Genomic DNA, 14476 nt, shown 5'->3' with positions numbered 1-14476 from the left:
CCATATGGATTCTTGCCACAGGCGTCATAGCTGAAGCCCGCGCCTGCGCGCGTCACCCCACGATCTCCGCCAGGCGCCGGCGCCGCGCGCGCGCCTGGCGCGCCGCCTGCAGCAATCCGCCGTAGGGGCCCAGCGCCACCGACAGGAAATAGACAGCGCCGGCCGACAGGATGATAGCCGGAGAAGCCGGCACGTCCACATGGTATGAAACCAGCAGGCCGACAAACGAGGCGCCGCTGCCAATGACGCCGGCCAGGACCATCTGGCGCCCGGCGGTGCGCGCCCAGAAACGGGCGGCGGTGGCCGGCAGCATCATGATGCCCACCACCATCAGGGTGCCGAGTACCTGGAAGCCCGCCACCAGCGTCATCACCAGCAATACCAGGAACACCATGTGGCTCAGCGAGCCGGCGCCGCGCTGCGCGCGCAGGAAGCCCGGGTCCAGGCATTCCACCACCAGCGGGCGGAAGATCACCGCCATGGCCAGCAGCGTCACGCTGCTGGTGGATGTCACCAGCAGCAGCGAGGCGTCGTCCAGTCCCAGGACGGTGCCGAACAGCACGTGGATCAGGTCCATATTCGAGCCGCGCAGCGACACCAGCAGCACGCCCAGGCCCAGCGACACCAGGTAGAAGGCCGCAAAGCTGGCGTCTTCGCGCAAGGGGGTCAGGCGCGCCACGGCGCCGGCCAGCATGGCCACCACCAGCCCGGTCACCAGCCCGCCCACGGTCATGGCGCTCAGGGACAGCCCCGCCGTGAGAAAGCCCACCGCCACGCCCGGCAGGATGGCATGGGCCATGGCGTCGCCCATCAGGCTCATGCGCCGCAATACCAGGAACACGCCCAGGGGGCCGGCGGCGAAGGCCAGGGCGAATGAGCCGGCCAGCGCCCGGCCCATGAAGCCGTAATGCAGGAAGGGCTCGACCAGCATGTGATAGAGCCAGCTCACCGGTAGTCTCCCGCGCACAGGTGCCGCGCCAGATGCAGGTTTTCGGGGGTCAGGACCTCGGCCGTGGGGCCCCAGGCCACGGCCTGGCCGGCCATCAGCAAGGCCTGCGGGAACATCTCGCGCACCATGTCGAGGTCATGCAGCACGGCGATCACGGTGCGGCCCTCTTCGTGCCAGCGCAGCAGCAAGGCCATCATGTCTTCGGTGGTGGCGCGGTCGACGGCGGCGAAGGGCTCGTCCAGAAGCAGGATGTGCGCGTCCTGCAGCAGCAGGCGCGCGAACAGCGCCCGCTGCAACTGGCCGCCGGACAGGGTGCCGACGATGCGTGCGGCGAAATCGGCCAGGCCCACGGTATCGAGGGCGTGCCAGACGCGCTCGCGCTCGTCGGTATCGAAGCCCTTCCAGGCGCCGACGCGGCGCCAGGCGCCCATGGCGACGAGGTCGAAGGTGCTGATGGGGAAGCTGCGATCCAGCTCGCCGGATTGCGGCAGGCACGCCATGTCGCGGCCCGGATCGCCAGCCAGCCGGATTTCGCCGCGCAAGGGGTTGAGCACCCCCATGATGCCCTTGATCAGTGTGGATTTGCCGGCCCCGTTGGGGCCGACGATGGCAGTGAGGGTGCCGCGCTCGAAGACGCCGCTGACGTCGCGCACCGCGACGCGGTCGCGCCAGCCGAGGCTGACCTGGTCCAGTTCGATGGCCGCCGCGTCCATGGCTTCAGAGGGTCAGCCAGCCCATGGCCCAGCCGGTCAGGGCCCACATGACGACGACCGCCACCGCCACGCGCGCCACGCGCACGCCGCAAGACGCAAGCAGCGTGGACCCGGAGCGCTGGCGGGCCGGATGGGTGGGTACGACGGGGTGCGGCATGGAGCGAACGGTACGGGCGCGGTGTTTGGTGTGGGCGGTGCGTTATGTTATAACATAACCATTCTAACATTGCCTTGAAAGGATGTGAGGACATGACCGGGCCTTCTGCGCGCCGGTTGCACACCCGCTCCGACGCCATGCCTCAAGAACAGCCGACGCCCCTCGCGGTCTCGCGACAGCTGGATACCGCCGAAACGCTGTGCCTGCAGCGCGGCAAGCGCCTGACGCCGATCCGCCGCAAGGTGCTGGAAATCCTGCTGCGCCGGCAGCGCAGCCTGAAGGCCTACGAGCTGCTGGACGAGATCCGCCGCGAGCAGGCCGGGGCGGCGCCCCCCACGGTCTACCGCGCACTGGACTTCCTGGTCGAGGAAGGGCTGATCCACAGGCTGGACGCCGTCAATGCCTGGGCGGCCTGCCTGGACGCGGCCGGCCAGCCTCACGACCTGCTGGTGGTTTGCACGCGCTGCGGCGCGGTGGCGGAACTGAGCGACCCGGACCTGAGCCGCGAGCTGGCGCGCAGGGTAGCCGATGCGGGCTTCGTGCTGGCCGGGCACGAGACCGAGCTGCAGGCGCTGTGCGGGCAATGCAGCGGGCAGGGGCGTCCGTTGGCGCACTCCCACCCCCATTAGGGCGCCCAGGGCCGGAATCCGGCGCCGTCTCCCGCCTGTAGCTGCGGCACCCGGGTTTCGGGCTGTCCCGGAGGCGGGGATCGCGCCGGGCGGCGATTCGTGCGAATAGGCTGGTATCGCGCGCCGCTCTGGGGCACAATCGGCCATTTACCGGAATAATGTAAGCATTTCCAGTTCTGTTTGCTCTTAAACGCGTGCTGTGCTGTAATCGCACGTTGAATTTTTCTTTCGCGGTGCAAAATCGTAGCGCCACTGCCTGAGCGTCTTCTCTTTTGACCCGCGACCAGCGAGGCCCATGATGCAAGCCGCTCCCGCCATAGACAAGATGGTGCCCGTCACCATCCTCACCGGTTTTCTCGGCGCCGGTAAGACTACCCTGCTCAAGCGTATCCTGACCGAAAAGCACGGCCAGCGCATTGCCGTCATCGAAAACGAGTTCGGGCCCGAGAATATCGACCACGAACTGCTGGTGCAGGAAAGCGAAGAACAGATCGTCGAACTGAGCAACGGCTGCGTGTGCTGCACGATTCGCGGCGACTTGATGCGCGCGCTGCTCGACTTGCGCGACAAGCGCGAGGCCGGCGCGATTTCCTTCGACCGCGTGGTGATAGAAACCACGGGCATGGCGAATCCCGGCCCGGTCTGCCAGACGTTCTTCATGGACGACGGCATCGCCGAATATTATCGGCTGGACGCGGTGATTACGGTGGTCGATGCCAAGCACGGCATGGAAACGCTGGACCGGCAGGAAGAAGCCCAGAAGCAGGTGGGTTTCGCCGACCGCATCCTGGTCTCGAAGAAAGACCTGGTGAACGAGGCCGATTATCAGGCCTTGCGCTCGCGCCTGGTGCATATCAACCCGCGCGCGCCGATCACGCCGGTGCATTTCGGCGAGGCCGAAATCAAGAATTTGCTGGATGTCAGCGGCTTCAACTTGAACACGATCCTGGACATCGACCCGGAATTCCTGGCCGAGGAACATCCGGACGCGGCGCATGACCACGATCACGGCCATGGGCATCATCACGACCACGATCATGGCCACGAGGGCCATGACCACGGCGATGACGAGGAATGCGGCGACCATTGCGGGCACGCGCACCACGATCATCATCATGCGCATCACGACGACAGCATAGGTGCGTTCGTGTTCCGCTCGAACAAGGCGTTCGATCCGGAGCGCCTGGAGGAATTCCTCAGCGGGATCGTGCAGGTCTACGGGCCCGATCTGTTGCGCTACAAGGGTGTGTTGTACCTGAAGGGAATCAATCGGCGTATGCTGTTCCAGGGTGTGCACATGATGATGGGCGCGGAACCCGGCAAGCCATGGTTGTCGAACGAGAAACCCAATACCAAGATGGTATTTATCGGCCATAAGCTCCCCGAGGAGATTTTCACTCGGGGCCTGGAACAGTGCCTAGCGGCGTGACCATTTTTTTGCGGAGACAGCAGCCATAACGGTCGCGAGAACCAAAACATCATAGAGATAAAAGGGGTACATCATGGCAAGCAAATCTGCAGCCACAGCCGTCCACGGTCCGATCATGACCGAAGAGGAACTGCTGGCGATGCCGGAGTCCGACTACATGAATGAGGCGCAACTGGCGTTTTTCCGCGAGCGCCTGAAGCAGTTGGAACAGGACATCATCAACAATGCCGGTGCGACTACGGAAAATCTGCGTGAAACCCAGTTCGTGCCGGATCCCGCGGACCGCGCCACTATCGAGGAAGAGCATGCGCTGGAGTTGCGCACGCGCGACCGCGAGCGCAAGTTGCTGAAGAAGGTGCAGCAGTCGATCGCGCGTATCGATACGGGCGAGTATGGCTGGTGCGAGGAAACCGGCGAGCCGATCGGGCTGGCGCGCCTGCTGGCGCGGCCCACGGCGACGCTGTCGCTGGAGGCGCAGGAACGGCGCGAAATGCGGCAGAAGCTGTACGGGGATTGATTCCGGGGCTTTGTTCGGTTTTTCCAGGCTGGATTTTAGGTTGTTGATGATCCAGGCTTCGGGTTTGGGATCTTTAGGTCTTGAAGATCAGGGTTCGTTTGTTGCCTTGAGGCTTGGGGGCTCTTGCTGATTCTAGGTTCTGGATTCTAGGTCTGGGTCTTGGGGTCTGGGTTCGGGTTCTTGACCCGCGCCGCGGGCGGCTGGGCCTAGGCAGGCTCGCTCGCCCGGTGACGGCTTCGCCGTCACTGCCCTTGACCTCCGGGCGTTTTGGGGGCGGTCGGCAAACTCGCAACGCGGCCAGTCCCCCGGACTGGCCGCACTCTTGTTGCTCACACAGTGCCGACCTTGCATCCCCCAAAACGCCCTACGGTGGCGGCGGGCTCGGACGAGCCTGCCTAGGCCCAGCCGCCCGCGACGCTGGACGATGGCGAGGGGTGGCGGTCCCCTTCATCATTCCGGTCCCCTCATTCCGGTCCCCTTCATCATTCTTTTGTTGCGCTGATTTTCATAGCGCTCTTCCTCTCTTACTTTTCCTTACCCATCTCGTTTTCTCGCCTGCTGCTCGCATCTCTTTTTGCCTGCTCGGCCCTCCTTCTTTGTTCCTCGGGTCATTTCCACTCTTCATCACTATTGCCCCCCTCCCCCGCCCTTTTCTTTACGCCTCACGGCCATTACTATCTTTGTGTCCCTGAGCAATAGGGACACGACCATCCGGGCTGGCTTGCCGCCAAGGCTGCCAGGGCTCCTGGCAGCGTACGCCGGTCATCGTCTTACTTCCGCTGTGAAAATCCCGCCGGCCGCCTCTTGAATTCGGGGCCTGCGCCTCCATTTACTTCTTTCACAGGAAGGATTCCATGGAACAATTTCACGCCACCACCATTATTTGCGTGCGCCGCGGCAACGAGGTCGCCCTGGGGGGCGACGGCCAGGTCACGCTGGGCAATATTGTCGTCAAGGGCACCGCGCGCAAGATCCGCAAGCTCTATCATGACAAGGTGCTTGCCGGCTTCGCGGGCGCCACGGCCGATGCCTTCACACTGCAGGAACGCTTCGAGGCCAAGCTGGAAAAACACCAGGGCCACCTGATGCGCAGCGCCGTGGAGCTGACCCGCGACTGGCGTACCGACCGGGTGCTGCGGCGGCTGGAAGCCATGCTGATCGTGGCCGATCACGAACACACTCTGGTATTGACCGGCAATGGCGATGTGCTGGAACCCGAGCACGGCCTGGCGGCCATCGGCTCGGGCGGGGCCTACGCCCAGTCGGCCGCGCTGGCGCTACTGCAGAACACGGAAATGGCCCCGGCCGACATCGTCAAGAAATCCCTGGAGATCGCCGGCGATCTGTGTATCTACACCAACCAGAACCACACCATCGAAACTCTTTGAAGCGCTGCACTCTTTAACGCGCTGAATACACAGGTTCCGCACCATGTCCGCAACTACCATGACTCCCGGGGAAATTGTCTCCGAACTCGACAAGAACATCGTCGGGCAAAACCGCGCCAAGCGCTCCGTGGCGGTGGCGCTGCGCAACCGCTGGCGCCGCCAGCAGGTGCCCGAGCCCCTGCGCCACGAGATTCTGCCCAAGAATATCCTGATGATAGGGCCCACGGGCGTGGGCAAGACCGAGATCGCGCGGCGGCTGGCGCGGCTGGCCAATGCGCCGTTCATCAAGATCGAGGCCACCAAGTTCACGGAAGTGGGCTATGTGGGCCGCGATGTGGACACCATCATCCGCGACCTGGTGGAAATCTCCATCAAGCAGACGCGCGATATCGAGATGCGCCGGGTACGCACGCAGGCCGAGGACGCGGCCGAGGACCGTATCCTGGACGTGCTGGTATCGCCGGCGCGTGACGCGCAGGGCCAGCCGCAACGCGAAGAAAACAATGCGCGACAGACGTTCCGCAAGCGGCTGCGCGAGGGCAAGCTGGACGCCACGGAAATCGAGATCGAGGTGGCGCAGATGGCGCCGCAGATGGAGATCATGGCGCCGCCGGGCATGGAAGAAATGACCGAGCAGCTCAAGAGCATGTTCGCCGGGCTGGGCCGCGACAAGAAGAAGGCCCGCAAGATGACGGTCAAGGAAGCGTTCAAGCTGCTGGTCGAAGAAGAGGCCTCGCGCCGCATCAACGAGGAAGACTTGCGCACCAATGCAGTCATGAATGCCGAGCAGAACGGCATTGTGTTCCTGGACGAAATCGACAAGATCGCCTCGCGCCAGGAACATGGCGGCGGCGATGTGTCGCGCCAGGGCGTGCAGCGCGACCTGCTGCCCCTGGTCGAAGGCACGACGGTCAGCACCAAGTACGGGGTGGTGCGCACCGACCATATCCTGTTCATCGCCTCGGGCGCGTTCCATCTGTCGCGGCCGTCCGACCTGATACCGGAACTGCAGGGGCGCTTCCCCATACGCGTGGAGCTGGATTCGCTGTCGGCGGAAGATTTCGTGCGCATCCTGTGCGAGACCGACTCCTCGCTGACCAAGCAGTACAGCGCCTTGCTCGCCACCGAAGGTGTCACGCTGGATTTCACCGACGAGGGCGTCAAGCGCCTGGCCGAGCTGGCTTTCGAGGTCAACGAGCGCACCGAGAACATCGGCGCGCGGCGCCTGTACACGGTCATGGAAAAGCTGCTGGAGGACCTGTCCTTCGACGCCACCGCCAGCAGCGGGCAGACGGTGACCATAGACGCGGAATACGTCAATCGCCAGCTCGAGGAAGCGGCCTCCAGCCAGGACTTGGCGCGCTACGTGCTGTAGTCGCTGCGTTCGTACGCCCGTAGCCGATCTTCCGCGAGCCGCAGGCCTGCGGATGTGGACGGTATGCCCCCATCGGTATGTTGTATTCTTTCAATATACGAAAGGTACAAGGGTAATCGCAGCGCGCCGGCCCAAGGCCGGCGCGACGGAACATTGCTATGAACACATCCAATCAGGCATGGAAGGGCGTGCTGGCCGCCGCCCTGGCTGCGGCACCGGCCGTCCACGCGGCGACGGCCCCCGCCCAGGAAGCTTCGGGCTCGGGCGAAGTGCGCCGCATCGACGCCGCGGCCGGCAAGATCACGATCAAGCAGGGCGCGATTTCCGACCTGCAGTTGCCAGCCATGACGCTGGTCTACCATATCGACCCCACGCTGCTGAAGGGCATCCAGCCTGGCGACAAGGTGCGCTTCACCGCCGCGCGCCAAGGCGGGCAATACGTGGTGACACGCATCAGCAAATAGCAGGAGCATAGGTGGATACACAAGGCTACGGGCTGCGCCAGGCGCAGGCACAGGATGTTCCGCAGATCCACGCGCTGATGCGTGAAATGGCCGAATTCGAAAGCCTGACCGGGATCTTCCAGGCCACGGAAAGCAGCCTGCACAAGAGCCTGTTCGGCGAGCAGCCGGCGGCGCATGCCCTCGTGGCGCACCCCCAGGGCCGGCCCGACCACGTCATCGCCTATGTGCTGTGGTTCCACAACTATTCCAGCTTTCTCGACAAGCGCGGGCTGTACCTGGAAGACCTCTACGTCCAGGCCGCGCACCGCGGCCGCGGCATAGGGCGGATGGTGCTGCGGCACCTGGCGCAGTTGGCACTGGAACTGGACTGCGGGCGCTTCGAATGGAGCGTGCTGGACTGGAACCGCAACGCCATCGATTTCTACGAAAGCCATGGCGCCAGCGTGCTGCCCGATTGGCGCATCGTGCGCCTGACCGGCGAGCCGCTGCGGCGCTTGGCCCAATCCCCCGGCGCCTGATTCCCGGCATCGGACTCGAACACCCACATCAAGCAGACAGGACGACAAGCATGGCCAACCGGCTTTCGGTAATCGCCACCCGCGGCGGCGACGCCGGCGAAACCAGCCTGGGCGACGGCAGCCGCGTGGGCAAGGACACGCCGCGCATCGCCGCTTTGGGCGAGGTCGACGAACTGAACAGCGCCATCGGCATGTGGCGCACCGAAACCTTGCCGCCGGCCATCGATACCTTGCTCGCCCGCGTGCAGAACGACCTGTTCGACCTCGGCGCGGAACTCTGCATCCCGGGACACGAAACCCTGCAGGCCCATCATGTGCAAGCGCTGGACGCAGCACTGGCCCGCTACAACGGCGAGCTGCCGCCCCTGCGCGAATTCATTCTCCCCGGCGGCTCGCGCGCCGCGGCGCTGGCCCACATGGCGCGCAGCATCTGCCGGCGCGCCGAACGCGCCGTGGTCGCGCTGGGCCGCGAGGAACCGGTACGCGACGCCCCGCGCCAATACCTGAACCGGCTCTCCGACCTGTGCTTCGTATTGGCGCGCACCCTGAACCGGGAACAAGGCGGCGCGGACGTGCTCTGGCAGCGCGAGCCGGCGCCCTGAAAGCCGTATCCTAAGCGCCATACCCTTGGTATTACATCCCGAGTGCTACATCCTGAGGGCCGCATCTTGAGCACCATGCCCCAAAGCAAGTTCGGCGCAAACGTTTACCACCCTCTCGGCACCCGCCACATGCAGTGCTTCGAAGGCTGTAAATATCTGAATCGAAAATACGCTAGCACCATACCCTAGCGCCACCCCTCAGTCCCCTCGGACTCGCACCATGGCGCTGCGGCTAAACCTTGCCGCGGCCCGTTCGGCCGCGCCTGGCTTTGCCTTTACAATCGCCGCAACGCCTCGAGCCCGAACCGCAAGGACCAACATGGCACGCCTGCCCTATGCCGACCTCACCCGCCCCGACACCAAGCCCCTGGTGGACCAGATCACCGCCGAGCGCGGCAACGTGCTGCACCTGTACCAAATGCTGCTGCACAGCCCCGAAATCGCCCGCGGCTGGCTCACCTATCTGACCGCCATCCGCCAGCGCAGCTCGCTGCCGGGCGCCCTGCGCGAAATGGTGATCATGCGCGTCGCCCTGCTCAACGGCGCCCCCTACGAAGCGGACCAGCACGGTCCCATCGCGCTCAAGGAAGGCATGACCCAGGCCCAGCTCGACGCATTGGGCAACTGGACCGAGTCCTCTCTTTTCAACGAACAGGAACGCGCGGTATTGGCCTACACCGACTCCATGACGCGCCAGATACAAGTCCCCGCCGACATATCCGACGCCGTCAAGTCGCGCTTCGACGCCAAGCAAATGGTCGAACTCACGGCCACCATCGCCGCCTACAACATGGTGTCCCGCTTCCTGGAAGCCCTGGACATCCACTCCGACGACCAGCGCTGAACACCCTCCAGCCGCCACCGTTCCGTCCCGGCCGCCCGCGCCCTCCAACCGGCGCGGCGGCGCCCCAGCCACGCAACCCGCAACGCAACAAGCAACGCTGCTGCGCCGAGCTACTACCCACCTCGAACTCTAGCGGCTCTGTCAGTTCCCGACAGCGTCACTTTGACAACGCCGCCACAACTGCCACCACTTTCCCTAGCATTCACCCATCCCTCTGCACCTCTCCCCAAACACGCCACCGTCCAGCGCCGCGGGCGGCTGGGGGCAGGCAGGCTCGTCCGAGCCCGCCGCCACCGTAGGGCGTTTTGGGGGATGCAAGGTCGGCACTGTGTGAGCAACAAGGGTGCGGCCAGTCCGGGGGACTGGCCGCGTTGCGAGTTTGTCGACCGCCCCCAAAACGTCCGGAGGTCAAGGGCAGTGACGGCGAAGCCGTCACCGGGCGAGCGAGCCTGCCTGCCCCCAGCCGCCCGCGGCGCGGGTAAAGAAAAAAATCAAGCCTTCGGCAGCGTCGCCTCTACCAGCTTCACCCAATACGTCGCCCCCACCGGCAGCAGCGCGTCATTGAAATCGTAATTCGAATTGTGCAACTGGCACGGCCCCATGCCGTGGTAAGTATCCATGCGATGCGCGCCGTCGCCGTTGCCGATGAACAAATACGTGCCCGGCACCTGTTCCAGGTAGAAAGAAAAATCCTCCGAGCCCGTAAAAGGCGGAATCGAGCGGTTCACCCGCTCCGCCCCGAACACCGACTCGGCCACGCCCGCAGCAAATTCCGTCTGTTCCGGCCAATTCACCAGCGGCGGATAGCAGCGCACGAAATCCAGTTCCCCCGTCGCGCCATAAGCCTCGCACAACTTCGTGACGATGCGCCGCATATTGTTTTCCATCATGTCCAGCACCGCCACCGTATAGGTGCGCACCGTGCCCCGTATCACCGCCTGCGCCGGAATCACGTTGTACGCATCCCCTGCATGGATCTGCGTCAGCGACAGCACCGCGGTATCGATAGGATTCTTGTTGCGCGTGATCAGCGTCTGCAGCGCCTGCACCATTTCCGCCGCGATCATGATCGGATCCACCGAATTCTGCGGCTGCGCGGCATGCCCGCCCACGCCCTTGATGATGATATCGAAGCGGTTGCTCGAAGCCATCGTCGGACCGGAACGGAACGCCAGATGCCCTTCTTCCATGCCCGGCATATTGTGCATCCCGTACACCACATCGCAGGGAAAGCGCTCGAACAGGCCATCGTCCATCATCGCCTTGGCGCCTGCATTGCCGCCCTCTTCGGCCGGCTGGAAAATGAAATTCACCGTACCGTCGAAATTGCGGTTCGAAGCCAGGTATTGCGCCGCCCCCAGCAGCATCGTAGTGTGTCCGTCATGGCCGCAACCGTGCATCTTGCCCTCGTTTTGCGAGCGATGCGCGAAGCGGTTCAGTTCCGGCATGGGCAGCGCGTCCATATCGGCGCGCAAGCCTATCGAGCGCTTGCCGCTGCCCGCGCGCAACACCCCCACCACGCCGGTGCGCCCGATGCCCGTGTGCACCTCCAGCCCCAGCTCGGCGAGGCGCTTGGCCACCACGGACGCGGTGCGCTCTTCGGTAAAGGCCAGTTCAGGGTGGGCATGGATATCGCGCCGTATGGCGGTCAGCTCTTCGTGTTTCTGTTCGATTTCTGCTAGTACGGTCATGATTCGAGTCTCTCGGAAAAGAATGCTGCGGTCACTCATGGGCCCGCGGCGGCGCGAGGGGCAGCGGCCCCGCCCGGCGGGCGCAAACCCGGGTCAAAGCCGCTCGCGCACGAACTCGGCAACCCTGGCGCTCAGCAGCGACAACGATTCCTGCAGGGCGGCGAAGCCCGCGGACTTCTCGTAGGTTTCCTCGTTCATGTACAGCTTGCGGTTGACCTCGATCTGCAGGCTGTGGCGGTTCTCGTCGGGCCGCCCGAGGCGGGCGATGAGGGCCACGCCCTTGAAAGGATCATTGCGGGCGACCGTGTAGCCGCGCCCCACCAGGAATTCTTCTATGACGGGCACCAGGGCCGGATCGCAAGTCACGCCGTCGCGGTCTCCAAGCACGAAATCGGCCAGGGGATGGTCGGACTCGATCTCCAGGATCTCGTATGAATTGGCCGGCATCGAATGCAAGTTCAGGTGCCACACGCCGCCGAAGCGCTCGTGCATCTGGTCGATGCGGCGGCCCAGTTCGGCGTGATAGGGCTGGTGGTAAGTGGCGATGCGGTTTTCCACTTCGGCGACTTCGAGCTTGCGGTCGTACATGGGCTGGCCGCGCGCCACCTTCCAGATCAGGCCGTGGCCCAGGCGCGTCTTCTCGGTGGGATGCACCCGCGAGGTCCATGGCTCGGCCAGCATGTCGAGGTCGATATCGTCGATCTCGCGGTTCGGGTCTATGTACGAACGCGGGAAATTGGCAGCCACCAGGCTGCCGCCCACCAGGGGAATGGCGCGCCACAGCTCGTCGACATAGGTGTCTTCGCCCGAGCGCAGTACCGATATGGGCAGGCAGCTGTGGAAATCCTGCGGATAGATCGCGCCGCTGTGCGGCGAATCACAGACCAGCGGAATGGGCTCCCCGGCCGGCAAGGACAGAGTATAGGGTTCGAAATCTTCTGTGTCGGCAAACTGGAATTGCATGGGGGTCTCCTCGATGATTCAAACGCCGCACGGCCCGGGCTGCGCGCCCGGCAGGATAATCTTCATGGCCTTTCTTTATAGCAGGTTCACGCCGGCGCCTGGTCGTCCAGATGGCAGGCGCTGAAATGGCGCGTGTCGCGCCCGTCTGCCGGCGCCTGCGCGGGGCCGGCTACCTGCCTGAGCACGGGCCGCTCGCGGCTGCAGCGTTCCATTGCGAACGGGCAGCGCGGATGGAAGGGGCAGCCGGCCGGCGGGTCCATGGGCGAAGGCAGCTCGCCCGCGATGGGCTCGAAGTGGCGCTGCCCCGTGCCCAGGCTGGGCAGCTCCTTGAGTAGCGCCTGGGTATACGGGTGGCGGGCCGCGCCGAAGATGGCGTCGGTCGGCGCCAGTTCGACCACGCGCCCCAAGTACATGATGGCCACGCGGTCCGAGATATGCCCCACCACGCCGAGATTGTGGCTGATGAAGAAATACGTCAGGCCGAATTCCTTGCGCAACTGGACGAACAGGTTCAGCACCTGGGCCTGGATCGAAACGTCGAGCGCCGCCACCGCCTCGTCGCAGACGATGATGGACGGCTTCAGCGCCAGCGCGCGCGCCACGCCGATGCGCTGGCGCTGGCCGCCGGAAAACTGGTGCGGATAGCGATACCGGTAGGCGGGGTCCAGCCCCACCTTGCGCATCAGTTCGCAGACGTAGGCTTCCTTGTCCCGCCGCGCGACCAGGCCGTGCGCCAGGGGCGCCTCGCCGATGATGTCCAGCACCCGCATGCGCGGGTTCAGCGACGAGAACGGATCCTGGAAGATCATCTGTATGTCGAGCTGGTACTTGTGCCGCGCCGGGCCGCTCAGCCGGGACACATCCTGTCCGCGATACTGCACACGCCCGCGCGTAGGCGCCAGGATGCCGGCCAGCATGCGGCCCAGCGTGGTCTTGCCGCAGCCCGACTCGCCGACCACGCCGACCACTTCGCCCGCCTGGATGTCCAGGTCGACATCGGCCACCGCCTGCACCGGCCTGAGAGCCGGGCGCCCCTGCAGCAGGCGCGCCACGCGATCCACCACGTCGCCCGAAGGCCGGTATTCGCGCCCCACGCCGGACAGGCGCAGTATCGGGCCCAAGGCCTGTGACATATCCGTGGAAGCGCCGCCCCCCTGCCCTAGGCTTTCTTCAGGAACGTGGGCCTCCATGCCGGACGACTGGACCGATGCGTTCATGCCGCCCCCCCGCTATGCCAGCAACTGGCCTCGTGTCCCGGCGCGAGTTCGCGCATAGCAGGGGGCTGCACGCATTGCGGACTGGCCCGGTAGCAGCGCGTGCGGAACGGACAGCCTTCGGGCATTTCCAGCAGCGACGGCGTGGCGCCGGGGATCTGGAACAGCTCGCGGCCACGCGTAGCCAGCGTCGGAATGGAGGCCAGCAGCCCATGCGTATAGGGGTGCTGGGCGCCGTGCACGATATCGGCAGTGGGCGCGGTTTCGACGATGCGTCCGGCATACATCACGGCCAGGCGGTCGGCCAGGCCCGAGACGATCGCCAGGTCGTGGGTGATCCAGATCAGGGCGGTGCCGGTCTCGCGGCACAGCTTCTGCACCTCGTACAGGATCTGGCCCTGTATCGTCACGTCCAGCGCCGTGGTCGGCTCGTCGGCGATGATCAGCTTGGGCTTGTTCAACAGCGCGATGGCGATGGCCACGCGCTGGCGCATGCCGCCGGACAACTGGTGCGGATAGGCGCGCATGCGCTCGCGCGGTGCGGGAATGCCCACCTTGCCCAGCGCCTGCACACTGCGCTCGCGGGCCTCGGCGCGCGACACCGGCTCGTGGGCCTGCACGGCCTCGATCATCTGCGTATCCACGCGCAGCGCCGGATTGAGCGTCATCATGGGATCCTGGAAGATCATGGCCATGTCCTTGCCGCGCAGCCGCCGGTAGTCGTCGGCCGACATCTTCAGCAAATCGCGGCCGTCGAAGACCATGCGCTCGGCCTGGATGCGGCCAGGCTCGTCCACCAGGTTCATGAGCGAAAAGCCCGTCATGCTCTTGCCCGAGCCCGATTCGCCCACCAGCCCCAGGATCTCGCCCGGCTGCAGCCGCAGCGATACGCCGTCGACGGCCTTGAGCACGCCGCGGCGCGTATGGAACCAGGTGCGCAGCCCCTGCACCTCGAGCAGCCACTCGCCCGATGAGGGTGCCGCCGATGTCTGCAAAGAGGTCTCCGTGTGTGTCTGCATGCCC

16 protein-coding genes are annotated in these 14476 nt (G+C 65.0%); 9 read left to right on the top strand and 7 right to left on the bottom strand.

Translation table 11 applies throughout. The annotated features are described in order from the left end of the window. Window positions 1–52: 52 nt before the first annotated feature. Genes KVP10_RS11635 through KVP10_RS11625 form a run of 3 tightly spaced genes read right to left on the bottom strand, consistent with a single transcriptional unit; the run spans window position 53 to window position 1819 of the window. On the bottom strand, window positions 53–931 hold the full coding sequence (locus tag KVP10_RS11635; protein ID WP_217964989.1) for a metal ABC transporter permease: 879 nt from the start codon (window positions 929–931) through the stop codon (window positions 53–55). Window positions 932–945: 14 nt separating this feature from the next. After that, complete coding sequence (locus KVP10_RS11630) at window positions 946–1662, bottom strand: metal ABC transporter ATP-binding protein (RefSeq protein ID WP_217964758.1); 717 nt, start codon at window positions 1660–1662, stop codon at window positions 946–948. A gap of 4 nt (window positions 1663–1666) precedes the next feature. Beyond that, complete coding sequence (locus KVP10_RS11625) at window positions 1667–1819, bottom strand: hypothetical protein (RefSeq protein WP_217964757.1); 153 nt, start codon at window positions 1817–1819, stop codon at window positions 1667–1669. Window positions 1820–1956: 137 nt separating this feature from the next. Here KVP10_RS11625 and KVP10_RS11620 point away from each other — a divergent pair, with 137 nt between their 5' ends. The 9 genes from KVP10_RS11620 to KVP10_RS11580 all read left to right on the top strand — a co-directional run bounded on the left by KVP10_RS11620 (window position 1957) and on the right by KVP10_RS11580 (window position 9585). Further along, window positions 1957–2448, top strand: coding sequence for a Fur family transcriptional regulator (locus tag KVP10_RS11620; protein WP_246600626.1), 492 nt, complete (start codon window positions 1957–1959; stop codon window positions 2446–2448). A gap of 298 nt (window positions 2449–2746) precedes the next feature. Continuing rightward, window positions 2747–3877: a CobW family GTP-binding protein gene (locus KVP10_RS11615; RefSeq protein ID WP_217964988.1), complete on the top strand. Its 1131-nt coding sequence runs from the start codon at window positions 2747–2749 to the stop codon at window positions 3875–3877. 73 nt (window positions 3878–3950) lie between these two features. Next, entirely contained in the window at window positions 3951–4394 is a 444-nt protein-coding gene (gene dksA, locus KVP10_RS11610; RefSeq protein ID WP_217964755.1) for an RNA polymerase-binding protein DksA, read from the top strand. An 854-nt stretch (window positions 4395–5248) separates the two neighbouring features. Further along, complete coding sequence (gene hslV / locus KVP10_RS11605; protein ID WP_217964754.1) at window positions 5249–5782, top strand: ATP-dependent protease subunit HslV; 534 nt, start codon at window positions 5249–5251, stop codon at window positions 5780–5782. A 43-nt stretch (window positions 5783–5825) separates the two neighbouring features. After that, complete coding sequence (hslU, locus tag KVP10_RS11600) at window positions 5826–7157, top strand: ATP-dependent protease ATPase subunit HslU (protein ID WP_217964753.1); 1332 nt, start codon at window positions 5826–5828, stop codon at window positions 7155–7157. Between the two features lie 158 nt (window positions 7158–7315). Continuing rightward, window positions 7316–7621 carry a copper-binding protein gene (locus KVP10_RS11595; protein WP_217964752.1) on the top strand — a complete coding sequence of 102 codons (306 nt, stop codon included), beginning with the start codon at window positions 7316–7318 and terminating at the stop codon, window positions 7619–7621. A gap of 77 nt (window positions 7622–7698) precedes the next feature. Next, window positions 7699–8139, top strand: coding sequence for a GNAT family N-acetyltransferase (locus KVP10_RS11590; protein ID WP_217964987.1), 441 nt, complete (start codon window positions 7699–7701; stop codon window positions 8137–8139). Window positions 8140–8189: 50 nt separating this feature from the next. Further along, window positions 8190–8741, top strand: coding sequence for a cob(I)yrinic acid a,c-diamide adenosyltransferase (locus KVP10_RS11585; RefSeq protein ID WP_217964751.1), 552 nt, complete (start codon window positions 8190–8192; stop codon window positions 8739–8741). A 319-nt stretch (window positions 8742–9060) separates the two neighbouring features. After that, window positions 9061–9585 carry a carboxymuconolactone decarboxylase family protein gene (locus KVP10_RS11580; RefSeq protein ID WP_217964750.1) on the top strand — a complete coding sequence of 175 codons (525 nt, stop codon included), beginning with the start codon at window positions 9061–9063 and terminating at the stop codon, window positions 9583–9585. 491 nt (window positions 9586–10076) lie between these two features. Here KVP10_RS11580 and KVP10_RS11575 read toward each other — a convergent pair whose 3' ends face one another. The 4 genes from KVP10_RS11575 to KVP10_RS11560 all read right to left on the bottom strand — a co-directional run bounded on the left by KVP10_RS11575 (window position 10077) and on the right by KVP10_RS11560 (window position 14472). Then, window positions 10077–11276 (bottom strand): M20 aminoacylase family protein, encoded by a 1200-nt coding sequence (locus KVP10_RS11575; protein ID WP_217964749.1) that lies wholly within the window; start codon window positions 11274–11276, stop codon window positions 10077–10079. Window positions 11277–11369: 93 nt separating this feature from the next. Further along, a complete protein-coding gene (locus KVP10_RS11570) occupies window positions 11370–12239 on the bottom strand; it encodes an N-formylglutamate amidohydrolase (protein ID WP_217964748.1) in 870 nt (289 codons plus the stop codon). 86 nt (window positions 12240–12325) lie between these two features. After that, window positions 12326–13372: an ABC transporter ATP-binding protein gene (locus tag KVP10_RS11565; protein WP_217964986.1), complete on the bottom strand. Its 1047-nt coding sequence runs from the start codon at window positions 13370–13372 to the stop codon at window positions 12326–12328. An 80-nt stretch (window positions 13373–13452) separates the two neighbouring features. Then, window positions 13453–14472, bottom strand: a complete 1020-nt coding sequence (locus tag KVP10_RS11560) for an ABC transporter ATP-binding protein (protein ID WP_217964747.1) — start codon at window positions 14470–14472, stop codon at window positions 13453–13455. Window positions 14473–14476 lie beyond the last annotated feature (4 nt).

This window comes from Candidimonas humi (assembly GCF_019166065.1).
GTDB classification, from domain to species: domain Bacteria; phylum Pseudomonadota; class Gammaproteobacteria; order Burkholderiales; family Burkholderiaceae_B; genus Candidimonas; species Candidimonas humi.
This window is presented reverse-complemented; position numbering and strand designations above follow the sequence as displayed.

Bases quoted from the DNA above. Each gene is read 5' to 3' on its own strand.
- KVP10_RS11635 (WP_217964989.1), bottom strand. From the start codon at position 931: ATGCTGGTCGAGCCCTTCCTGCATTACGGCTTCATGGGCCGGGCGCTG.
- KVP10_RS11630 (WP_217964758.1), bottom strand. From the start codon at position 1,662: ATGGACGCGGCGGCCATCGAACTGGACCAGGTCAGCCTCGGCTGGCGC.
- KVP10_RS11625 (WP_217964757.1), bottom strand. From the start codon at position 1,819: ATGCCGCACCCCGTCGTACCCACCCATCCGGCCCGCCAGCGCTCCGGG.
- KVP10_RS11620 (WP_246600626.1), top strand. From the start codon at position 1,957: ATGCCTCAAGAACAGCCGACGCCCCTCGCGGTCTCGCGACAGCTGGAT.
- KVP10_RS11615 (WP_217964988.1), top strand. From the start codon at position 2,747: ATGCAAGCCGCTCCCGCCATAGACAAGATGGTGCCCGTCACCATCCTC.
- dksA (WP_217964755.1), top strand. From the start codon at position 3,951: ATGGCAAGCAAATCTGCAGCCACAGCCGTCCACGGTCCGATCATGACC.
- hslV (WP_217964754.1), top strand. From the start codon at position 5,249: ATGGAACAATTTCACGCCACCACCATTATTTGCGTGCGCCGCGGCAAC.
- hslU (WP_217964753.1), top strand. From the start codon at position 5,826: ATGTCCGCAACTACCATGACTCCCGGGGAAATTGTCTCCGAACTCGAC.
- KVP10_RS11595 (WP_217964752.1), top strand. From the start codon at position 7,316: ATGAACACATCCAATCAGGCATGGAAGGGCGTGCTGGCCGCCGCCCTG.
- KVP10_RS11590 (WP_217964987.1), top strand. From the start codon at position 7,699: ATGCGTGAAATGGCCGAATTCGAAAGCCTGACCGGGATCTTCCAGGCC.
- KVP10_RS11585 (WP_217964751.1), top strand. From the start codon at position 8,190: ATGGCCAACCGGCTTTCGGTAATCGCCACCCGCGGCGGCGACGCCGGC.
- KVP10_RS11580 (WP_217964750.1), top strand. From the start codon at position 9,061: ATGGCACGCCTGCCCTATGCCGACCTCACCCGCCCCGACACCAAGCCC.
- KVP10_RS11575 (WP_217964749.1), bottom strand. From the start codon at position 11,276: ATGACCGTACTAGCAGAAATCGAACAGAAACACGAAGAGCTGACCGCC.
- KVP10_RS11570 (WP_217964748.1), bottom strand. From the start codon at position 12,239: ATGCAATTCCAGTTTGCCGACACAGAAGATTTCGAACCCTATACTCTG.
- KVP10_RS11565 (WP_217964986.1), bottom strand. From the start codon at position 13,372: ATGTCACAGGCCTTGGGCCCGATACTGCGCCTGTCCGGCGTGGGGCGC.
- KVP10_RS11560 (WP_217964747.1), bottom strand. From the start codon at position 14,472: ATGCAGACACACACGGAGACCTCTTTGCAGACATCGGCGGCACCCTCA.